The 22,496-nt window shown below is 44.7% G+C and carries 16 protein-coding genes; 12 read left to right on the top strand and 4 right to left on the bottom strand.

What is annotated here, in order from left to right; all coding sequences use genetic code 11:
- The first annotated feature begins 502 nt into the window (after positions 1 to 502).
- The gene (locus G5B11_RS14680; protein WP_244093031.1) at positions 503 to 1,039 is read left to right on the top strand and encodes a transposase; all 537 of its coding nucleotides are present in this window, start codon (positions 503 to 505) and stop codon (positions 1,037 to 1,039) included.
- Here G5B11_RS14680 and G5B11_RS14675 read toward each other — a convergent pair.
- From G5B11_RS14675 to G5B11_RS14660, 4 genes are read right to left on the bottom strand one after another with little or no spacing between them, the layout of a single operon-like run.
- Positions 958 to 1,980: a sensor histidine kinase gene (locus G5B11_RS14675; protein WP_158422341.1), complete on the bottom strand. Its 1,023-nt coding sequence runs from the start codon at positions 1,978 to 1,980 to the stop codon at positions 958 to 960. The genes G5B11_RS14680 and G5B11_RS14675 overlap by 82 nt on opposite strands.
- Positions 1,977 to 2,654, bottom strand: a complete 678-nt coding sequence (locus G5B11_RS14670) for a response regulator transcription factor (RefSeq protein ID WP_173728885.1) — start codon at positions 2,652 to 2,654, stop codon at positions 1,977 to 1,979. The genes G5B11_RS14675 and G5B11_RS14670 overlap by 4 nt, the downstream gene beginning before the upstream one ends.
- A gap of 19 nt (positions 2,655 to 2,673) precedes the next feature.
- Positions 2,674 to 4,746, bottom strand: a complete 2,073-nt coding sequence (locus G5B11_RS14665; RefSeq protein ID WP_173728884.1) for an FtsX-like permease family protein — start codon at positions 4,744 to 4,746, stop codon at positions 2,674 to 2,676.
- A complete protein-coding gene (locus G5B11_RS14660; protein WP_173728883.1) occupies positions 4,736 to 5,503 on the bottom strand; it encodes an ABC transporter ATP-binding protein in 768 nt (255 codons plus the stop codon). Before G5B11_RS14660 ends, G5B11_RS14665 begins: the two co-directional genes overlap by 11 nt.
- A gap of 525 nt (positions 5,504 to 6,028) precedes the next feature.
- Here G5B11_RS14660 and G5B11_RS19780 point away from each other — a divergent pair.
- The 11 genes from G5B11_RS19780 (at position 6,029) to G5B11_RS14605 (ending at position 22,452) form a co-directional block, all read left to right on the top strand.
- On the top strand, positions 6,029 to 6,265 hold the full coding sequence (locus G5B11_RS19780; RefSeq protein ID WP_173728886.1) for a helix-turn-helix domain-containing protein: 237 nt from the start codon (positions 6,029 to 6,031) through the stop codon (positions 6,263 to 6,265).
- A gap of 19 nt (positions 6,266 to 6,284) precedes the next feature.
- Complete coding sequence (locus G5B11_RS14650) at positions 6,285 to 9,524, top strand: helicase-related protein (protein ID WP_334298002.1); 3,240 nt, start codon at positions 6,285 to 6,287, stop codon at positions 9,522 to 9,524.
- A gap of 20 nt (positions 9,525 to 9,544) precedes the next feature.
- Complete coding sequence (locus G5B11_RS14645) at positions 9,545 to 10,186, top strand: DUF4391 domain-containing protein (RefSeq protein WP_173728881.1); 642 nt, start codon at positions 9,545 to 9,547, stop codon at positions 10,184 to 10,186.
- A gap of 10 nt (positions 10,187 to 10,196) precedes the next feature.
- On the top strand, positions 10,197 to 10,721 hold the full coding sequence (locus G5B11_RS14640) for a hypothetical protein (protein ID WP_173728880.1): 525 nt from the start codon (positions 10,197 to 10,199) through the stop codon (positions 10,719 to 10,721).
- The gene (locus G5B11_RS14635; RefSeq protein ID WP_173728879.1) at positions 10,718 to 11,563 is read left to right on the top strand and encodes an ATP F0F1 synthase synthase; all 846 of its coding nucleotides are present in this window, start codon (positions 10,718 to 10,720) and stop codon (positions 11,561 to 11,563) included. Before G5B11_RS14640 ends, G5B11_RS14635 begins: the two co-directional genes overlap by 4 nt.
- 11 nt (positions 11,564 to 11,574) lie before the next feature.
- Positions 11,575 to 13,467 carry a site-specific DNA-methyltransferase gene (locus tag G5B11_RS14630; RefSeq protein ID WP_173728878.1) on the top strand — a complete coding sequence of 631 codons (1,893 nt, stop codon included), beginning with the start codon at positions 11,575 to 11,577 and terminating at the stop codon, positions 13,465 to 13,467.
- A gap of 1 nt (position 13,468) precedes the next feature.
- A complete protein-coding gene (locus G5B11_RS14625) occupies positions 13,469 to 14,515 on the top strand; it encodes a virulence RhuM family protein (protein WP_173728877.1) in 1,047 nt (348 codons plus the stop codon).
- The gene (locus tag G5B11_RS14620; RefSeq protein WP_173728876.1) at positions 14,505 to 17,642 is read left to right on the top strand and encodes a type III restriction-modification system endonuclease; all 3,138 of its coding nucleotides are present in this window, start codon (positions 14,505 to 14,507) and stop codon (positions 17,640 to 17,642) included. Before G5B11_RS14625 ends, G5B11_RS14620 begins: the two co-directional genes overlap by 11 nt.
- Before the next feature lie 169 nt (positions 17,643 to 17,811).
- Positions 17,812 to 20,067, top strand: a complete 2,256-nt coding sequence (gene pflB / locus G5B11_RS14615; protein WP_173728875.1) for a formate C-acetyltransferase — start codon at positions 17,812 to 17,814, stop codon at positions 20,065 to 20,067.
- Positions 20,068 to 20,157: 90 nt separating this feature from the next.
- Complete coding sequence (pflA, locus tag G5B11_RS14610; RefSeq protein WP_173728874.1) at positions 20,158 to 20,886, top strand: pyruvate formate-lyase-activating protein; 729 nt, start codon at positions 20,158 to 20,160, stop codon at positions 20,884 to 20,886.
- A 180-nt stretch (positions 20,887 to 21,066) separates the two neighbouring features.
- Complete coding sequence (locus G5B11_RS14605) at positions 21,067 to 22,452, top strand: sodium-dependent transporter (RefSeq protein WP_158422335.1); 1,386 nt, start codon at positions 21,067 to 21,069, stop codon at positions 22,450 to 22,452.
- Positions 22,453 to 22,496: the final 44 nt, after the last annotated feature.

The following is a 22,496-nucleotide window of genomic DNA, read 5'->3' as shown; positions in this document are numbered from 1 at the left end:
TTTGAAGAAAATAAAAAGAAAAGAAGTTTTAAAAGAAAAATGGTGCTGGGCATAACACCCAACACCAAGTTTGTCTACAGTCTGTAAGCCCGTAAGGGCTTAGTAAGTAAATGATGTTGCGATTGGCGAACCTATTCGATGAGTCTTTAGACTCCAGTGCCGGTAACAGACCCTTATAGGGTCAAAGCAAACCACCGGCTAAGCCCAACATCATAAACTTAAGGAAAAAATGGAAAGGAATCTGTTCGCAGGTTCCTTTCATTGTGTTAAAATATAGGCAGGGGTGTATATGATTAAATCTTATAAAACAAGATTTTAAAAGTTTTCTGCATTATTATATGATCCGGAAATTGCAAAATATGCGAGACAGAATGGAAACCATGCTTTTTCGAGAAAGCGAAAAATGCCCCTAAAAGACATGTTGCTATGCTGTCTTTCAAAAAAGGGGCTTACCACGACATTTGAACTTAGAAACTATTTCAAAGAAAAAGGAGACTTGTCTATGCAGTTATCTGTCCAGGGATATCTACAACAGAGAAAACGTCTAAATCCGGAAATTTTTCCCTATCTGAACTGTAAATATCTTATGGATTTTTATCGTTCTGACGAACCCAGACTGTGGAAAGGATATTTGCTAATCGCGATTGACGGGAACAAGGCGAAAGTTCCAAACTCAAAGGATAACAGGGAAGCATTTGGAAACAGCGGCAACCAGCATTCCGGGAAAGGGCAGGTACGGGCACTGGTAAGCGGAATGTATGATGTTTTGAATCATTTTTACCTGGATATTGAAATTGAACATATTTGCATCAGTGAAAACGAACTGGCAAAAAGAAACTTAAAACAATTAAAAAAAATTGGAATCAGGAAGCCGGTTGTCGCAGTTTTTGACCGCGGTTATCCTTCCTTAGAGTTTATTGACTTTCTGGAAACAAGACATAAAAATCACCCTTTTTATCATCCACCGTTGGATCTCAATTTTGGAAAGAAGATGACTATCTTAAATCCCTTTCCCCACTGGGATGTTGCTTCCAGGTAAAGGTTTAAATCATCAGCCATCTTCTTAACCAGATAAAGCCCCATACCAGTAGCCTTCTTTCTGCTGTCAGTAGAATCCCCGGTAAAGCCCTTTTGAAAAATATACGGCAGATCATATTTTTTTACACCGATGCCGTTATCCTCAACTGAAAGGACATCTGCGGTCTCTGAATGTATCATAGAGATCGTTAGCATGGGACTATCGCTGCTATATTTTATGGCATTGCTCACAATCTGTCCCAACATAAACTGAAGCCCTCTACGGTCTGTATAGACTGTTTCAGATTGCAGTTTATTGAGAATTACAAACTGTTTTTCTTCCAGAAGTGGAGCATAGTCCTCCAGAACTTCCCCCAAGCAGTCATTCAAATTGATATCCTCAAACTGATAATCCTTTGTACTGCTCTTTAACCGGGCATAGTATAACATTCGAGTGACATCCTCCTGAAGCTGACTGCGGACATAATCCAGCTTTGCTTGCAGGGGAGGAGATATTTCGTCGCTCCGATTATCCAGGAGCATGGTCAACAACGATAGGGGCGTTTTCGCTTCATGTGCCCAGCTCTCCACATATTCTTCATAGTCCTGTAGGGCATCTGCCATACTGTTACTCTCAGTTTTGTGTTCCTGTAAAACTGATGCCAGAAGCCGGATAGATTCTCCTTCTTCCCGGCTGATGGCACTGAGCAGCCGTTCCTCGTTGTAGATGGTAGGATCGCTGAGAAAATCCCGGAACAGCTCCCGGCGGGTGGTCTCCCGCTTATTTAGTACAAACAGAATCGCTGAAAACAAAAGGAGGCTTGTCAGAACTACTAACTCAATCAAGGTTTGAAATGCCCGAATGTCAGAAATCCAAAGAATGATAGCACAAAAGCAATCCACGCCCAGCAGCAACAGCAGCCAGGGGTAGTACCGTTCTATCATGCGCCAAAATCGTTTCATGGAGATACCTCCGCTTCCAAACGATAGCCCATCCCACGAACAGCAACGATTTGTTGCTTCATCTCAAGAGCGGACATTGTTTTTTTCAGCCGGGTCAGGTTAACCTGCAAGGCATTTTCTTCTATATATTCCGTGGTTCCCCATAGTGCCATGCAAAGCTGCTCCGTCGTGACCAGAGCATCACCGCCGGACAGAAGAGCAACCAACAGTTTTCCCTGATTTTTGGGAAGCACTACAGAGGTATTATGAATATAAAGCGTGTAGGTCTGCTGGTCTAACAGAAAATCTGGCCCCTCTATGAGATTGGTACGGCCTTCATACCTTTTGAGAATATTGGATACCCTGGCAAGTAGCCGGTCTTTTCTGCACGGCTTCGTCAAATATTCATCGGCACCCAACTGGAACGCTTGCAGTTCATCCTTTACCTGATCTCTGGAAGTCAGTACCAGGACGGGGATAGCGGTTTTATTCTTTAGTTCCTGGCAGATTTGAAAGCCACTGATCTCCGGCAAGTTCAAGTCTAAGATCACAAGGTCAGGGCGGAGGACTGCCAAGAGCCGAGCGGCATCTTCAAACTCGGTAATTGCCTCCACAAGATAGCCGTTCTTTTGGAGCATATCGCAGAGTTCTTTCTGCATATAGACTTCATCTTCCACAACAGCAATTCTTTTCACGACAGCACTCCCTTCCAAATTATTCTTCTCTCTGCGGCTGCATCAGTGTCAGCAAATATCGATCACTGGAGCGCTTGACCACTCTCATATAAATATATTCTATCACGCAAAGCAATAAAATCATAGCAGCAGATACAAGCAGCATTTCAGACACTGTTCCACGGGTTCGGGACGAGAGTATCCCTGTAAATAACGCCCTGACTCCAAACAGACTGCTGACAGCCGCAACCAATACAGGAAGTCCCATAAACCAGGTAATTTGCTTTCCAGCAGACTGGCAAAGGGTTTCGTAAGTAGCTCCCAGGCGGATCAGGGTCTGGTATCTGCGCCCGGTTTTCTGCTGACTCATCAGGAACTGAACACCCACGATGGTGTTGGCAACTACCAGGAAAACAATCGCAAGATAGAGGGTAATATAACTGGATGCTATGGTGTAGAAAAGCTGACGACCCACATTCTGAAGATAGCTTTCATATTCAATGCCAGTTTTGTACAGCGTCTCATTCAAATCCAAATATGTATTCATAAGGTTATTTCCATCCAGAGCCTGCTCACTGAGCACCGCATTGACATAGGTATCATACATTCCCTGGCTATAATATAGGAATGCCTCATCCGGAAGAATCAATGCAAAGGACAAGGTTATAGAACGGTCTGTGACCAAATTCACAGACTGAACCTCTCCTGTAAGATGAATCGGACTACCATCCAGTTCCACCTTGGGATGCCCGGCCAATACTTGGTTCAGCATTGCGGTACGGCTTACCGTAGTAAACTCTGTATCAATATAGACAGCGGCCTCCTTTTCACCTAATTGGAGAGCCGGATTGCCGGACAATTCCAACAAACGATTATAGTCCGATAAACAAATCAAATATGGGTATGTGGCATAACCAAGATTGTTCAAAAGGACATCCCGGTCTTCCGACTGGGACAGGCTCCTAAGAGAGTCCATAACAGCGTCCATACTGTAGGCATTATCATAATCTTCTGTGGTGCGAATACTCCCAACCTTCATTTCAAAAAGCTCTGAAAATTGATTTTCCAAACCGTTTTCTTTCAGGGCTGCCTTTATATTCGGAAGAACCTGCGATGAATCTTCTGCAGTATGATCTTCAAAAGTATAATCAATTACATGGCCAGAAGACAGGCTATTCGTTCCTACAATTCCTACGCCCGCACCAAAACAACACAGCGCCGCCAGAATCAGCAGGGAGCTGATGGCCATGGAGTTTGACTGATGAATGACATTCTCCTGAATCTGCCGGAAGGTAAATACATGAAGCTGCTTATTTCCTTTTCCTTTCTTAACAATCAAAGCAATCAGCGCACGCATCCCATAGAAAAGCAGCATCGTACCAACTATGCCCAACAGCATAGTCAGTCCCATCATACTTACCTTTGTCCATGCAATTCCCTGAATTGCCATGTAGTAAGCCGCTGCCAACATCACACTTCCACATATAGCAGCCAGTCCATAGATAACAGATGGCATTTGCTTCTTGGTGCGGTTCGTTGGCTGGGATAGCAAAGTACCGATGTCTTGGCGGCTGATTCGTCCACTCAAAATCAGAAGTGCCGTCAGCTTAATTGCCAGAAATCCTGCCAGCGTCCATTCAATCGCAGACCAGGATAAAGAAAACTGATGACCGATAATCCCCATGCCTACCAGCTTGGCAGTGACAAGACTGACAATTTCTGAAAGCACCACAGCCACAGGTAAGCCTATGAGCATGGCAAGAATACTGGTCAGGCAATCTTCCGCCAGAAGCATACCAAACAGTTTACTTCTACGCATCCCCAACATTAGATAAACACCAAACTCATGCCGTCTGCGCTCGAACTGATACTTGCAGGCGAAATAGATTAAAAAGAACAGAATACCGAGGGTCATTCCATAAAACGCAGGAATCAGAAGCAGGAGTTTGTCAACTGCGTCACTCTCCATTTTCTGCAAAAAGAGCATCACATCTTGAGTGGAGATGGATAGGATCATGTAAAAGGCAACAATAGAAATCACCAGGGAGCTGAAAAACAGACCGTTTTCCTTTCGGCTGCGGCGGCTGTTCCGAAGAATGAGATTAGAGAACATTTGCACTGCCCCCTCCCAGTTGCGCCATCACCTTCAGGATGCGCCTGTAGAACTCCTGCTGGCTTTCGTCTCCACGTCGCAGCTCATGAAAGATCACGCCATCCTGGATGAACAAGATGCGCTTACAGAAGCTGGCGGCATTGGAATCATGGGTTACCATCAGGATCGTAGCTTGTTCGTCACGATTCAGGCCGGACAGCTTCTCCATAAGACTTCTTGCGTTCTTAGAATCCAGAGCACCCGTCGGTTCATCGGCAAGGATCATTTGGGGATGCAAGATCAGAGCCCTTGCTGCCGCAACACGCTGCCGCTGGCCGCCGGACATCTTGGACGGAAACTTATCCAGAACATCAGTGATTTCCAGATAGTCAGCCAACTGCTTCAGCCGTTGGCTGCTTTCTGCTTCGGATACCCCATGCAAGGAAGTCGGAAGCAGGATGTTTTCCCTGCCAGTCAGGTTGTCCAGCAATTCAAAGTTCTGGAATAGATAACCAACTTTTTTGCCACGGTACTCTGCAAGAGCCTTTCCCTTGAGCGATTGCAGAGTATCGCCCTCCACCTGAATGCTTCCGCCTGTGGGCTGAATCACAGTTGCAATACAGTTGAGAAGCGTGGATTTACCGGAACCACTGCTTCCCATAATACCGAGAAATTCTCCCGACATGACCTGAAAAGTGATTCCGTTCAGGGCTCTCGTCTGGTTTGGCAAAGTCCCATAGACTTTGGTAAGATTTTCAATATTCAAAATTGGTTTCATGTGAATACCTCCCATCCATTTCTGGGTAAATGATAGCACAGAAACACAATAAATAACACTTACAGTCGCTGTAAGGATTCTGTTTCTGTTTTCAGAACAAGAATGACGCATCAAGCGGAATAAGTATATGTTTTGTATGAGCGTCGGGTGGCAATGAAAAAAATATGCCGGACTGCATGGATAGCACCCTCGGCAAGATCATAGTCCATCAGCTTTTGGAGGATTTTCTCCCGGCAGGACTGTTTTATATCTATAAATCGGTCGTGTCGTACAGATTGCCGCCATCCACGCCAAGAATGCTCTTGCACTCATGCAGACTGTAACATAAAGTGAATTCTACCGTATCGTTAAAAAGGTCTCGAAAGAGGGAAAAAGGGAAGTTGAGCCTTGGTAAAGCTTGCAGAAGACTTACAACTTATGAGAAGTCGGCATTTTTTGTTTACTCTTAAAGCGTGTTGTGCTACAATGTCAATAGAGTTTTTTGATGGTTTGAAACCACTTAGAAAGATAGAAGGTGAGGAAAAAATGGCAGTATCGTACAACAGACTATTCAAACTCATGATCGACAAAAAAATGCGTAAAAAAGATTTGTGTGAGCTTGTCGGTGTGAGTACAAGCACTATGAGCAAGATGGGACGTGATGAGATTGTTTCTCTGGAAGTCATTGATCGAATTTGTCAAAAATTGAATTGCGGTATTGAGGATGTTCTTGAAATTCTGCCTGATAGTTCTGATAACGGGACATCAAAAAATGTAAAATAAAGACTGAGAACAAAGGCGGGTGAGCAATTTGAAGATTCTTGACAACATCACCAGTACGGTCAGGGATGATCTGCGGGTGGAGATCAAAAAAGGAAGCAAGGTGTCAATAGCGGCAGCCTGCTTTTCGATGTATGCGTATAAAGAGCTGAAGAAGCAGTTGGAATCTGTGGACGAGTTTCGTTTTATCTTCACATCGCCCACCTTTGTCAAAGAGAAAGCGGAAAAGCAGAAACGAGAATTCTATATTCCCCGTCTTTCCCGTGAGACCAGCCTATACGGTACAGAGTTTGAAATTAAGCTGCGCAATGAGATGACCCAGCGAGCTGTCGCAAAGGAGTGCGCCGATTGGATCAGAAAGAAAGCAAAATTCAAATCAAACACAACCGGCGAAAACATGGCAGGCTTTATGACTGTGGATTCTAAAACAGCACAAACGGCCTATATGCCAATCAATGGGTTTACAACGGTGGATATTGGCTGTGAGCGTGGCAACAACAGCTATAACATGGTCAACTGCATGGAAGCTCCGTTTGCCCAGCAGTATATGCAGCTCTTCGATGGATTGTGGAGCGATCGTGAAAAGATGCAGGATGTCACGGACGTGGTTTTGGAAAACATCAGCACTGCCTATGCGGAAAATTCTCCGGAGTTCATCTATTTCATGACACTGTATCATGTGTTTAGTGAATTTCTGGATGACATTTCCGAGGATGAACTGCCAAACGAGACAACTGGCTTTAAGCAGAGCAAAATCTGGAGTATGCTTTACGATTTCCAGCGGGATGCCGTGCTTGCCATCATCAACAAATTGGAAAAGTATAACGGCTGCATTCTTGCCGATAGCGTTGGTCTTGGTAAAACATTTACTGCTCTGGCTGTTGTAAAGTATTACGAAAACCGAAACAAGTCGGTTCTGGTGCTTTGCCCGAAAAAGCTGGCTGAAAACTGGAATACATACAAGGACAACTATGTGAATAACCCGATTGCATCGGACAGGCTGAGCTACGATGTTTTGTTCCATACTGACCTTTCACGCAATGGCGGACAGTCCAACGGTCTTGACCTGAATCGCCTGAACTGGGGCAACTATGATCTTGTGGTGATTGATGAATCCCACAACTTCCGTAACGGTATTGGTACGCACAGCAAGACGCAGGATAACCGCTATCAGCGCCTGATGGATAAGGTGATTCGTTCCGGAGTTAAAACCAAAGTTTTGATGCTCTCGGCAACGCCGGTCAACAATCGCTTTGTTGATTTGAAGAATCAGCTTGCCCTTGCCTATGAGGGCAATTCAGAGTTTCTTGATGAGCGGCTGAATACTTCAAAAAATGTGGAAGATATTTTCAAGCAGGCACAAAAGGCGTTCAATGCCTGGAGTAAACTGCCTCAGGAAGAACGAACCACAGATGCGTTGCTGCGCACATTGGATTTTGACTTTTTTGAGCTGTTGGACAGCGTGACCATTGCCCGCTCCCGTAAACACATTGAGAAGTATTATGACACCAACGAAATTGGAAAATTTCCCGAACGGCTCAAGCCAATTTCCAAGCGTCCCTGTCTGACAGATTTGAACAACGCCATCAACTACAACGAGATTTATGAGCAGCTTATGCAGCTTTCCTTGTGTGTGTATGCGCCATCCAATTACATTTTCCCCAGCAAGCTCCAGAAATATAAAGAGTTGACCCACAACAAGGGCGAGAACCTGACCCAGACAGGACGTGAGCAAGGTATCCGCCGCTTGATGAGTATCAACCTCTTGAAGCGTCTGGAAAGCTCCGTACATTCTTTCCAACTGACACTGACCCGAATTAAAGAACTGATCGATGGTACGATTCGGTCCATCAACCAGTTTGAAGTATACGGTCGGGTGGATTTGGATATGTACGATGCTGGTGGCGATGACTTTGATATAGATGATGAAAATTCAGATTTTTTCACCGTTGGCAAAAAGGTAAAAATCGACCTTGCGGATATGGACTGGAAGAGTTGGCGCACGGAGCTTCAGCGGGATGCGGAGGTTCTGGAACTGCTGACATTTATGGTTGCGGATATTACACCGGAACATGATACCAAGTTGCAGGAGTTGTTAAAGCTTCTGTCTGAAAAAATCGAGCATCCCATCAATGACCAGAATAAGAAAGTTCTGATCTTCTCGGCGTTTTCTGATACGGCCGAGTATCTGTACGACCATGTCAGCGAGTATATCAAGAAAAACTATGGATTGAATACGGCAGTCATCACTGGCTCCATTGATGGAAAAACAACGATCAAAGGATTTCAGGCAACACTGAATAATGTGTTGACCTGCTTTTCCCCTGTTTCCAAAGGTCGGGATGTTCTGATGCCGGATAGCACCACCGAAATTGATGTGCTGATCGCAACGGACTGTATCTCAGAAGGTCAGAATTTGCAGGACTGCGATTATCTGATCAACTATGATATCCACTGGAATCCGGTTCGCATTATTCAGCGGTTTGGTCGTGTTGATCGTATCGGCAGTCGTAACCAGTACATACAGCTTGTAAACTTCTGGCCGGACTTGACGCTGGATGAGTACATCAATCTGAAATCCCGTGTGGAAACCCGCATGAAAATCACCGTTATGACTTCTACCGGTGATGATGACCTGATCAATCTGGAAGAAAAAGGTGACTTGGAATACCGCAAGGCGCAGCTCAAACGCTTACAGGAAGAAGTGGTTGATATTGAGGATATGTCCGATGGAATCTCCATTATGGATTTGGGGCTGAACGAATTCCGGCTCGACTTATTGGACTACATAAAACAGAACGGAGACATGGACAAAAAGCCTCGTGGGCTTCATGCTGTGGTGCCTGCTACGGATGAGCTGCCGGATGGTGTGATCTTTGTGCTGAAAAACATTAACAACAGCGTCAATGTGGATAATCGGAACCGCATCCATCCGTTCTACATGGTTTACATCGGCATGGATGGGCAGATCATCTGCGATTACCTGAATCCGAAAAAGATGTTGGATGATATTCGCTTGCTCTGCCGTGGAAAATCCGCACCAATCAAAGGGGCATACGAACGCTTTAACCGGGAAACGGATGATGGGCGGAATATGGCGGAAATGTCCGAGCTGCTGAGCGAAGCAATCAATTCCATCATTGATGTGAAAGAGGAAAGCGACATTGACAGCCTGTTCTCTGCCGGTGGAACATCCGCTTTGATGAGCAATATATCCGGGCTGGATGATTTTGAGCTGATTTGCTTCCTTGTTGTGAAATGATTGTCTGGAGGTGAGATGCCGTGCTTGGATTGCCAAAATCTACGGAGTTTAACAAACGTATCCCTAAGCAGAAGTTTTATGAAAACATTACTGTGACACCGGCCATGAAAAAAGCGTTCGTGGAGCAAATCAGGATCATCTACTGGCGCAATAAGATTGCTGCCACCACCCTGAATCTGGCTGCTGGCGAACAGGTGACAGAGATTGAGGTGTTCGAGGTTCGGTTGTCTGCCCCGGATTTGGACGAAAGTGTGTTGCGCCAGATTGACCGGGAGATTCCGTATCACATCCTGTTTTTGCTGGAATACGAGGGCAGGTATCGGGCTGCTATCGGTTACAAGGAAGCTGCGGCGGGTAAAACGGCCTTTAAGGTTGATCGCTATTATTATACGGATTGGCTGGAAGAAAGTGAATTTCCGGTGCATCTGGACGGGCTTTTGCTGGATGCCGTGTATGAGAATTTTGTGCGGCAGATTGCAGGGACGGCTCTCGGTTCGGATGAATCCGCTACTCTGAAAGAAAGTGTAGAAAATCAGAAACAGCGTGAACAATTGGAAAAACAGATTGCGGCGTTGGAAGCAAAAATCCGTAAAGAAAAGCAGCCGAAGAAGAAATTTGAATTGGTACAAGAACTGAAAAATTTAAAACGAAAAAGAAAGTAGGAGAAAAAGTGTGAATTGCCTATATAAGTTTGTCTTAACATTAAATGCAACATCTTGGATGACAGTTATTTACGGTATTAGTAAGCAATGGACAATTATAGAGTTACCATGCTGGATAACAGGAATTATTTTGTTGTTAATACCGATTTTACTTTCTTTAATTTCACTAATCGTGGCAAAAAGCTTAGGAAATGATTCGTTAAGTGGATGTCGAGAAAGCAGTTTGGCGGATAATGAATTTATACCAACATATTTGGGATACTTCTTTGTTTCACTATCAGTTGCAGATAATGTAACAATGGTATTTATATATGCTATTGTTTTTGCGTTTACGTGGCTATCACAGACACAGTATTTTAATCCATTGTATTTGTTGTTCGGATACCACTATTATCATATTCTTACAGAACAAGGAACAAGTATTTTTGTGATAGCACATGGATCAATTATTAGAAATAGCAGGGATGTATCTTTTGATTCATTAAAAAGGATAAATGATACCACCTACTTAGCGATGAAAGGTAAGAAAGTATGAATCAAGTATATGTTAAAATCAGATTGCGTGGCAAAGCGAATAAATACCGAAAATTGCTTTCTACAGACGAGAACTTGTATTGTTCACCTGATGAGTTAATTGAATCATCTTGTCCGTATACACCTGGTGCAACGTTGGAAACGGGGGAGTGGTTCAAAATCTCAGAATTTTCTGAAAAAGATTTTTCCATTGAGATTACACAAAAAGATTACGAGACGGTAGATTACGATTCTCTTCAAAAAGCGGAATATTCGCAGGTAGATTACTTATTTGCCAAAATAGATGACAATCTATTCTTCCAGAATATTAGCAAATCAAAGCTGGTGAAGAAAAAGGGAATTCTTGGATTTGGTGAAGGATATCGATACGAGAGAGAAACAGCGATTCTCTTTATAAACGAATATCCAGATGCCATTTACATTCCAGCAGAGGATGCTTTATATTTTCAGCGATTGGAACCAATAGCCAGTATTTTTGGCGGTATTTCCGAACTATATCGTGAAGCGACAGAGCATGAGGTAGAGGAGTTCCTTCAAAATGATTTTATAGATCTTACTGATGGGTTTGAGTCCAGCAAAGTCAAAGTGGCGAATCGTAAAAGGATTGCTATGGCGATGGATACTCTGTCCAAGATGCATGATGATGATAAAAAGCAGATTTTCGCATATATATGTGATTATTGTCCAGATATAGTAACACCGGAGCAAAAATTTAAAGTTGGATCAGAAGAAAATTTGAAGATGGTCTTATTTGGTATAGAGCAAAGATTTTATACTACCTTAGTTGGCGGTGAAAAAAGAATTGCAAATTCCGTAGTTCCGCTACAAGCACAAGTAAAATAGGAGGGTTCAGGATGGACAAACTGAAAATGCACAGCCTTGATGGCGTGGAGAGAAATATAGAACTGATCGGCAAGCTGTTCCCAAATGCCATCACGGAAGTGATGCGGGGCGGCAAGGTGGAACATGCCATTGATTTTGATGTTCTGCGGCAAGAACTATCGGATTCCATCGTGGAAGGCCGGGAGGAACGCTATCAGTTTACTTGGCCGGACAAGAAAAAGGCCATGCTGGCGGCTAATGCGCCCATCACGGCTACGCTGCGCCCGGTTGCGGCAGACAGCGTGGGCAAGGATGGTACTCCCGGTGCCTTTGACAGTGAAAACCTCTACATCGAGGGCGATAATCTGGAAGTGCTGAAGCTTTTGCAGGAAACTTATCTGGGCAAGGTCAAGATGATCTACATTGATCCGCCGTACAACACCGGCAATGATTTTGTCTATGAGGACGATTTTGCCCAGAGTGCGGCGGACTATATGGATAATAGCGGGCAGTATGACGAAGAAGGCAACCGGCTTGTGACCAACACCGAGAGCAATGGACGTTTTCATACTGATTGGCTCAATATGATTTATCCGCGGTTGAAAATCGCAAAGGATTTGTTGACGGATGATGGTGTAATCTTTATCAGCATTGACGATAACGAACAGGAAAATCTCAGAAAAGTATGTGATGAAATATTTGGTATGCAGAATTTTGTTGCACAGCTTGTATGGGAGAGAGCTTATGCACCGAAGAATGATGCGAAATTTATATCAAATAGTCATGATTATGTTCTTATGTTTGCCAAGAATATAAACAATTTTGTTATTGGACGATTGCCTCGAACAGAAGAAGCAAATGCACGATATCAAAACCCGGATAACGATCCTCGTGGTGTGTGGAAACCAAGCGATATGTCTGTGAAAACTTATAATGAGGCTTGTGATTATCCTATTACCGCCCCTTCGGGGCGAGTAATAGAGCCTCCAGCAGGACGCTGCTGGAGTCTCTCCAAAAATGCATTTTTGGAGAGACTCCAAGATAATAGAATTTATTTTGGAACAGATGGAAACAGCGTTCCATGTATTAAGCGATTTTTGACAGAACTAAAATTTGACGGAATGGCGCCTACATCAATAATGTTTTACAAGGATGTTGGTCACAGTCAAGAGGGTGCAAAAGAAGTAACCGCAATAATGGATGCCGGAGTATTTGATGGACCGAAGCCGGTAAGATTGCTCCTTAGATTGTTGACATTAGCAAAACTTGCGGATGATTCTATCGTGTTGGATTTCTTTTCTGGTTCTGCAACAACAGCTCATGCGCTTATGCAGTTTAATACCGAAAAAAGGAAGCATTGCAAGTTTGTTCTTGCTCAAGTTCCTGAAAGCACTGATGAAAAAGGAACAGCATACAAAGCAGGCTATAAGAACATCTGCGAAATTGGCAAAGAGCGTATCCGCCGTGCGGGTCGGAAAATCAAGGAGGAGGCCGGATTGACGGCTCCGGCTGATTTAGACATCGGCTTCCGCTGCCTGCGTCTGGACGAAAGCAACATGAAGCCTGTTTACTATACACCGGATGAAGTCGGGCAGCAGGATCTGTTCTCGTTGGTGGACAACGTGAAGGAAGACCGTACCCCGGAAGATTTGCTGTTCCAGGTGATGCTGGATCTGGGCGTGTTGCTGTCCAGTTCCATTGAGGTGAAAGAGATCGCAGGCAAAAAGGTGTTCAATGTGGCAGATGGGTTCCTGCTGGCCTGCTTCGACCATGATGTGACCGAGGAAACAGTCAAGGCTATTGCACAGATGAAGCCCTACTATGCCGTGTTCCGTGACAGCAGTATGGCAAATGACAGCGTTGCGACAAATTTTGACCAGATTTTTGAAACGTATAGCCCGGAAACGGTAAGGAAGGTGCTGTGATATGGACGATAAGAAGAAAAAAGAACTTGCCATTCGCAGCTCCGCAGCAGAATACCTGACCTTTGTTGCCTCTACCGGTGAGAGTGATGCCAGCTTTGAAATGCGTTACGAGGATGAGAACATCTGGCTGACGCAGAAGATGATGGCGGCATTGTATGATGTTTCGGTTGCGGCGATCAATCAGCATTTGAAACGGATTTTTGAGGATGGAGAGTTGCGAGAGGAAGCAGTTGTTAAGAAATACTTAATAACTGCCTCAGACGGAAAAAACTATAATACAAACCATTATAACTTGCAGGCAATCATTGCCGTGGGCTTCAAGGTGAATAACCAGCGGGCGGTGCAGTTCCGCAAATGGGCGGGACAGATCGTCAAAGACCATACTATTCAAGGCTGGACGATGGATGTGGAGCGGCTGAAAAAAGGCCATATGTTCACTGACGAATACTTTGAGCGGCAGTTGCAGCAGATTCGGGAGATTCGCCTGTCTGAGCGAAAATTCTATCAGAAAGTGACGGATTTGTACGCCACTGCGTTTGATTACGATAAAAATGCAAAGACGACACGTCTGTTCTTCCAGACGGTGCAGAACAAGATGCACTATGCCGTCCATCGACACACAGCAGCGGAGTTAATCGTGGAGCGGGCGGATGCCAACAAGGAACATATGGGGTTGACTACATGGGAGAATGCCCCGGAAGGGAAGATACTCAAGGCGGATGTGTCGATTGCGAAGAATTATCTGAGCAAAGAAGAAATGAATTATCTGGAGCGCATTGTGTCGCTTTATCTGGATTATGCCGAGCTGCAGGCAGAGCGCAAAATCCCCATGAGCATGGAGGATTGGGCAAAGCGGCTGGATGGTTTTCTGGAGTTCAACGGCAACGAGCTGCTGACCGGGCCAGGTAAAATCAGCGCAGAACAGGCAAAACTCCATGCGGAAACGGAATATGAAAAATACCGTATCATCCAGGATCGTCTGTATGAGAGCGACTTTGACCGTTTCCTGATGCTGGAGCAGGAGGTGAACCACAAAGATGAAGTTTAGTTTCAAAATTCAGCAGTATCAGACCGATGCCGTGGAAGCTGTGGCTCGTGTTTTTCAGGGGCAGCCTTATAGTGCAGGCGTGTCCTATCTGCGTGATATGGGAAGCCTGTCTGCAAAGTCCCAGCAGTTGAGCCTTATGCCGATGGCCGAGGATGCAGCACAGTTGGAATTGCAGGATTTGATCAACGATTCCGGGTTCAAGAATGAAGCTCTGCAATTAACCGATGCGGATTTGGTGCAGAATATCCGTGCATTACAGGGGGAAAGCAATATTCATCAGTCAGCCACGCTGGTTGCCCCGCTTGGCAGATGTTCTCTTGATATCGAGATGGAGACCGGTACTGGCAAGACCTATGTTTACATCAAAACTATGTTCGAGCTGAACAAGCGGTATGGATGGAGTAAGTTTATCGTTGTTGTGCCCAGCATTGCCATCCGTGAGGGTGTAAAGAAGTCCTTCGAGATCACTGCCGATCATTTCATGGAGTGCTACGGCAAAAAAGCACGGTTCTTTATCTACAATAGCAGCAACCTGAACCAGTTGGATTCGTTCTCCAGCAATTCAGGCATCAACGTTATGATCATCAATACCCAGGCTTTTGCTGCCTCCATGAACGAGGACAAGAACGTGGAAGGCCGCAAGGGTGATGCTGCTGCACGCATTATCTATACCAAGCGGGATGAGTTTGGCTCTCGCCGTCCCATTGATGTGATTGCTGCCAACCGTCCGATTCTGATTCTGGATGAACCGCAGAAGATGGGCAAAGAGGAATCTGCTACCCAGAAAGCGTTGAAGAAATTCAATCCACTGTTTACGCTGAACTACTCCGCTACCCATGCAAAGCAGCACAACCTTATTTATGTGCTGGATGCACTGGATGCTTACAATAAGCGGCTGGTCAAGAAGATCGAGGTCAAGGGTTTTGAGGTCAAGAACCTGCGTGGTACAGACAAATATCTGTATTTGGAAAGCATCATTATCTCTCCCAAGAATCCGCCTCGGGCAAAAGTGGAGTTGGAAGTCAAACACCAGAGCGGCACAAAGCGGGAATTCCGTACATTGGATGTGAGTGATAATCTCTACTATATCTCCGGCGAGATGGAGCAGTATAAGGGCTTTGTCGTTTCTGAAATTGACCCGATCACTGGCGTTGTGACATTTACCAATGGCGATACCATCCGCAAAGGTGATGTAACCGGCGATGTCTCTGAGGATGATATGCGCCGGGTGCAGATTCGGGAGACGATCATTTCCCACTTTGAAAAAGAGCAGGAGCTGTTCAAAATGGGTATCAAGACCCTTTCTCTGTTCTTCATTGACGAAGTGGATAAATACCGCCAGTACGATGAAGACGGAAATGAGCTTCTGGGCGAGTATGGCAAGATTTTTGAGCAGGAATACATGGCTGTAATGAACGAATATCGTTCTATTCTTGAGCCGGAGTATACTGCCTATCTGGATGCCACCGATGTACATGATGTGCATAAAGGCTATTTCAGCATTGATAAGAAAGGACGCAGCGTCAACAGTTCAGTTAAGCGTGGCAAGGATATATCCGATGATATTTCGGCCTACGATCTGATTTTGAAAAATAAAGAACGGCTGCTGTCCTTTGAAGAGCCGACTCGTTTCATCTTCTCCCATTCCGCTCTGCGTGAGGGCTGGGATAACCCGAATGTGTTCCAGATCTGTACGTTAAAACACAGTGACAGCACCACGCAGAAGCGGCAGGAAGTAGGACGCGGTCTGCGTCTGTGTGTGAATAAGGACGGAAACCGCATGGATGCGGAAGTGCTGGGGGATAAGGTTCAGGATATCAATGTGCTGACTGTTATTGCAAGCGAGAGCTACGCCGGATTTGTGGACGGGCTGCAAAAGCAGACCGAGGCTGTGCTGTATGACCGCCCCCGCAAGGCAGACATCGACTACTTTGTTGGAAAGACCATCAAGCTTGATGGCAAAACAATCAAAGTGGATGACCGTCAGGCACGGGCTATCTATCAGTATCTTGTCCGGAACAACTATGTGGATGAGCAGGATAACGTCACGCAGGACTACCGGGACGATGCGCAGGCCGGAACGCTTGCACCGGTGCCGGAGACGCTGAAACCTATCGAAAATGGCGTGCATACGCTGGTTCAGGCTATTTATGACGATAGTATGCTCAAATCCATGTTCGAGGATGGCAACAAGCCGAAAGTACTGGAAAATCCATTGAATGACCGGTTTGAAAAAGCAGAGTTCCAGAAACTCTGGCAGACCATCAACCACAAATACGCCTATACGGTGGATTTTGATTCTGAAGAGCTGATCCAGAAGTCGATTGCGCACATCGACAGCGAATTGTATGTCAGCCGCCTGCAATATACCGTTACCTATGCCGGGCAGAAAGATACCTTGAATGCTGATATGATACGTGAGGGCAGCAGCTTTTATGACGCAAAAAGTAAGACAGCTGTACTGAAAAATGCGCATACCAGTCAGGTGGCATATGACCTGATCGGTAAGATCGCGGAGAGTACAACGCTGACTCGCCGCACAGTAGCCCGTATTTTACGGGGGATCAAGCCGACTATCTTTGCCATGTATCAGAACAACCCGGAAGAATTCATTACTAAGATGATTCGTCTGATCAAAGAACAGAAAGCTACGATGATCGTGGAGCATATTACCTACGATACTATTGAAGGAAGCTACGACAGCAGTATCTTTACAGCGGAAAAGCACGCTCTGACGATGGACAAGGCTTATAAGGCGCAAAAGGCGATACAGGATTACGTTTTCACCGATGGTACAGCAGAAAAGAGCGTGGAGCGCAAGTTTGCGGAAAATCTGGATGGTGCGGAAGAGGTCTTTATCTATGCAAAGCTGCCGAAAGGCTTCTTTATTCCGACTCCGGTAGGACACTACTCACCGGACTGGGCAATCGTGTTCCATGAGGGTAAGGTAAAGCACATCTATTTTGTAGCAGAAACAAAAGGTACGATGGAAAGCCTGAACCTGCGCCCAATCGAGAAGTCCAAGATCGACTGCGCCAAGAAGCTCTTCGCAAAACTGTCGGATGGTTTTGTGACATATGACCATGTAGACAGTTATCAGGAGTTGATGAATAAGGTGCTGCAATAACGCATAACAGGAGAAGAATATGGCGGATTGTACTTTATTAAGAGCATGCATAGAATGGATTGACAGAAACGGAATATTCATATATCCTGAGTGTGTTAAATGAATAACAATCATTAAAGTATGTACGCGGAAAACAGAGGGATAGAATAAGAAAGAAAGAGGTACAAAAATGAAAGATTTTGCACAATGGGATGGGTTCAGTGGAAGCCGCTGGAAAGAAAAGATCAATGTTCGTGATTTTATCCGTCACAATTATACCCCGTATGATGGAGATGATTCCTTTCTGGAAGGTCCTACAGAAGCTACTGATAAATTATGGGAGAAACTGCAGGAACTTCAGAAAGCAGAGCGTGCCAATAATGGTGTGCTTGACATGGAAACAAAGGTTGTTACAGGACTTACTGCATATGGACCTGGGTACATTGATGAAAGCCTGAAAGATCTTGAAAAGGTAGTAGGACTTCAGACAGACAAGCCTCTGAAGCGTGCATTTATGCCTTATGGCGGAATCAAGATGGCTGAAAAGGCCTGTGAGATGTATGGATATAAGGTTGATCCGCAGATCCATGATATGTTTACAAAATATGAGTTTAAGACACATAATCAGGGTGTGTTTGATATTTACACTCCTGAAATGAAAATGGCCCGCCATAATAAAATTCTTACCGGACTTCCGGATACTTATGGACGCGGACGTATTGTAGGCGATTACAGACGTGTAGCTCTGTACGGAATTGATGCCCTGATTGCAGGGAAAGAGAAAGATTTTGCAGACAGCAACCGTCAGGGAATGCGCCGTTATGATTTCCAGCTGCGTGAGGAGATCGCAGATCAGATTCGCGCCCTGAAGGGAATGAAGGAGATGGCGAAGATCTATGGCTATGATATCTCACAGCCAGCAGCGAATGCACATGAGGCATTCCAGTGGCTGTACTTCGGATATCTGGCAGCCATCAAGACACAGAACGGTGCTGCAATGAGTGTTGGACGTATTTCCACATTCCTTGATATTTATATTGAAAGAGATCTTAAGAAAGGCATCCTGACTGAGAAAGAAGCACAGGAACTGGTTGACCATATGGTTATGAAATTCCGTATGGTGAAATTTGCAAGAATCGAGTCTTACAATCAGCTGTTTTCAGGAGATCCTGTTTGGGCAACTCTGGAAGTAGCAGGTATGGGAGTAGACGGACGCCATATGGTAACTAAGAACGATTACCGTTTCCTGCATACACTTGAGGATATGGGACCGGCTCCGGAGCCTAACCTGACAGTGCTTTATTCTTCCAAGCTGCCTGAGAACTTTAAGAAATATGCTGCAAATATTTCTGTTACAACAAGTTCTATCCAGTACGAGAATGATGACGTAATGCGCCCGGTATGGGGTGATGATTATTCAATCTGCTGCTGTGTATCTGCAACAGAAACTGGTAAGGAAATGCAGTTCTTCGGAGCTCGTGCAAACCTGGCAAAATGTTTGCTGTATGCCATCAACGGTGGTGTGGATGAGAAGACAAAGATGCAGGTAGGACCAGAATATAAGCCCATCACATCCGAGTACCTGGATTATGATGAAGTGATTGCAAAGTATGACCAGATGATGGACTGGCTGGCACATCTGTATGTAGGAACTCTGAATATGATCCACTACATGCATGATAAATATTACTATGAAGCCGCTGAGATGGCGCTGATCGATACAAAGGTGGACCGTTCTTTTGCAACCGGTATTGCAGGATTCTCCCATGTGGTTGATTCTTTGTCAGCCATTAAATATGCAAAGGTAAAAGCGATTCGTGATGAAGACGGTATCACTACAGATTTCCTGGTTGAGGGAGAGTTCCCACGTTATGGAAATGATGACGATCGTGCTGATGAGATTGCAAGAAACCTGCTTTCCACATTTATGGACAAGCTGAAACATATCCATACCTATCGTGATTCCAAGCCAACCACTTCCATTCTTACCATCACTTCCAATGTGGTTTATGGTAAGGCTACCGGTTCCCTTCCGGATGGAAGAAAAGCAGGCGAGCCACTGGCACCTGGTGCAAACCCGTCTTATGGCGCAGAGCAGAACGGACTTCTTGCTTCTTTGAACTCTGTTGCAAAACTGGAGTATGAGGATGCATTGGATGGAATTTCCAATACACAGACGATTAATCCGGATGCACTTGGACATACTGACAGTGAGCGTACAGATAACCTGGTTCATGTATTGGACGGTTACTTTGATCAGGGTGCACATCATCTGAACGTAAATGTATTTGGAAAAGAAAAACTGATCGATGCTATGGAGCATCCGGAAAAAGAAGAGTATGCAAACTTTACGATCCGTGTTTCCGGTTATGCTGTGAAGTTCATTGATCTGACAAGAGAGCAGCAGCTGGATGTGATTGCCAGAACCTGCCATGAGGTTATGTAATTACAAAGTGCTGTAATTGAAAAAACACGTAATATAAGTCCCGGGCAATGTTTGGTTGCCCGGGATACTGTTAAGTAAAGGAAAAATAATATGTTAAAAGGCTATGTTCATTCTTTGGAAAGTTTTGGATCCGTAGATGGCCCGGGAGTAAGGTATGTGATCTTTCTTTCAGGATGTGCCATGCGCTGTCAGTTCTGTCACAATCCGGATACCTGGAATATGAAGGATGGAAAAGAATATACAGCGGATCAGCTTTTGAAAATTGCACTGCGTTATAAATCTTACTGGGGCGAAAAAGGCGGCATCACGGTAAGTGGAGGGGAGCCTCTTTTACAGATGGAGTTCCTTACGGAACTTTTCAAAAAAGCGAAGGAAGCAGGCATTCATACGACTCTGGATACCAGCGGCAATCCATATACTGCAAAAGAACCCTGGCATGCACAGTGGCTGGAACTGATGAAGTATACCGATCTTGTACTTCTGGATATTAAGCAGATTGATGAACAGGAGCACAGGACGCTTACCGGACAGACAGGAGAGAATATTCTGGCAATGGCCAGGGAACTTTCCGATATGGAAAAGCCTGTATGGATCCGCCATGTGCTGGTACCTGGCGGAAGTGATAAGGATGAGTATCTTTACCGGCTTGCAGATTTTATCCACACACTGAAAAATGTGCAGCGTGTGGAGGTCCTTCCATATCATACATTAGGCACTTTTAAATGGGAAAAGCTGGGCATCCCCTATCCTTTAGAGGGAGTAAAGCCTCCTACACAGGAAAGGATCGACAATGCCAGAAAGATCCTGGGTGCTATATAAAAGGCCAAATAAAGAAAAAACGGAAACAACAGTCATGAGCCTTTAAGGGCTGACAGTTTGACCATGCTGCTGTTCATGGGAAATAGATGCTTCTCAAAAAACAATAGACATTTATGCTAAAATAAAGTATAATGTTGCAAGATTGTTTTAGCATTAATGAACAAAAAGTGAGGTGTATCCATGAACGATCAAGTTAAAATGACGCATGACCGCCAGAGAGGAAGTTTTTCCGGAAGGATAGGTTATGTGCTTGCAGTAGCTGGGTCTGCGGTAGGATTGGGCAATATCTGGCGTTTTCCATATCTGGCGGCAAAATATGGCGGAGGGATCTTTCTGCTGATCTATATTCTTCTTACTGCTACCTTTGGTTATGTACTGATCATGTCAGAGACTTCTATTGGAAGGATGACCAGGAAAAGCCCGGTTGGTGCTTTTGAAGCCTTTGGGAAAGGGAAAGCAAATAAAGTAGGCGGCTGGCTGAATGCAGTGATTCCTATGCTGATCGTGCCTTATTACAGCACCATTGGCGGATGGGTAGTGAAGTATCTTGTGGAGTACATCCGCGGAGATGTACAGGTACTTGCACAAGATGGGTATTTCGGTGATTTCATTTCTGATTCATGGCAGGCAGAGTTCTGGTTTATTATTTTTGCAATTCTGATTTTTGCCATTATTCTCGGTGGTGTTGAGAATGGCGTGGAACGTATGTCCAAGATCATGATGCCGGTTCTGGTTGTACTGGCAGTGGTTGTTACTGTTTATTCTGTGACCAGACCCGGAGCACTGGAAGGAGTGAAGTATTTCCTTATTCCGAATTTCAGCCATTTTTCATGGATGACTGTTGTGGCTGCTATGGGACAGATGTTTTATTCCCTGTCTATTGCAATGGGTATTCTGTACACATATGGTTCCTATACACGTAAAGAAATGGATCTTGAAAAATCCACCACCCAGGTGGAAATTTTTGATACTGCCATTGCTATCCTGGCAGGACTTATGATCATTCCGGCAGTATTTGCATTTTCCGGCGGAGATGCAAGTAATCTACAGGCAGGACCGTCCCTGATGTTTATCACATTGCCAAAGGTTTTTGCCAGCATGGGTATTGGCACAGCTGCAGGTATCCTGTTTTTTGTATTGGTGCTTCTGGCTGCGCTTACCAGTGCCGTTTCCCTGATGGAGACAAGCGTTTCCACATTTATGGATGAACTTCACTGGAGCCGCAGGAAAAGCTGTTTTTTGATGGCTGTGATCATGCTGGTACTTGGTACTGCTTCCTCTATGGGATACGGACTTTTGGATTTCATAAAGATTTTTGGAATGAGCTTCCTTGATTTCTTTGACTTTATGACCAATTCTGTAATGATGCCTCTGGCAGCATTGGCTACCTGTATTCTTGTAACAAAGGTGATCGGTTTTGATAAGATCATTAAGGAGATTGAAAGCTCTTCCGCATTTAAAAGAAAGAAGCTTTATGTTTTCTGCATTAAATACCTTGCACCGGTATGCCTGATCATCATTTTGTTAAGCTCCATTGCAAATGTATTAGGAATTATTTCCATGTAATGATACAGGTAAGGATTGTGAGCATGTAAAGCATGAATCCATTG

This window comes from Blautia glucerasea (assembly GCF_013304385.1).
Lineage (GTDB): Bacteria > Bacillota > Clostridia > Lachnospirales > Lachnospiraceae > Blautia_A > Blautia_A ammoniilytica.
This window is presented reverse-complemented; position numbering and strand designations above follow the sequence as displayed.

Coding starts and splice junctions, on each gene's coding strand:
- G5B11_RS14680 (WP_244093031.1), top strand. CDS start 503: ATGCAGTTATCTGTCCAGGGATATCTACAACAGAGAAAACGTCTAAAT.
- G5B11_RS14625 (WP_173728877.1), top strand. CDS start 13,469: ATGGACGATAAGAAGAAAAAAGAACTTGCCATTCGCAGCTCCGCAGCA.
- G5B11_RS14660 (WP_173728883.1), bottom strand. CDS start 5,503: ATGAAACCAATTTTGAATATTGAAAATCTTACCAAAGTCTATGGGACT.
- G5B11_RS14605 (WP_158422335.1), top strand. CDS start 21,067: ATGAACGATCAAGTTAAAATGACGCATGACCGCCAGAGAGGAAGTTTT.
- G5B11_RS14635 (WP_173728879.1), top strand. CDS start 10,718: ATGAATCAAGTATATGTTAAAATCAGATTGCGTGGCAAAGCGAATAAA.
- G5B11_RS14630 (WP_173728878.1), top strand. CDS start 11,575: ATGGACAAACTGAAAATGCACAGCCTTGATGGCGTGGAGAGAAATATA.
- G5B11_RS14620 (WP_173728876.1), top strand. CDS start 14,505: ATGAAGTTTAGTTTCAAAATTCAGCAGTATCAGACCGATGCCGTGGAA.
- G5B11_RS14675 (WP_158422341.1), bottom strand. CDS start 1,980: ATGAAACGATTTTGGCGCATGATAGAACGGTACTACCCCTGGCTGCTG.
- pflB (WP_173728875.1), top strand. CDS start 17,812: ATGAAAGATTTTGCACAATGGGATGGGTTCAGTGGAAGCCGCTGGAAA.
- G5B11_RS14665 (WP_173728884.1), bottom strand. CDS start 4,746: ATGTTCTCTAATCTCATTCTTCGGAACAGCCGCCGCAGCCGAAAGGAA.
- G5B11_RS19780 (WP_173728886.1), top strand. CDS start 6,029: ATGGCAGTATCGTACAACAGACTATTCAAACTCATGATCGACAAAAAA.
- pflA (WP_173728874.1), top strand. CDS start 20,158: ATGTTAAAAGGCTATGTTCATTCTTTGGAAAGTTTTGGATCCGTAGAT.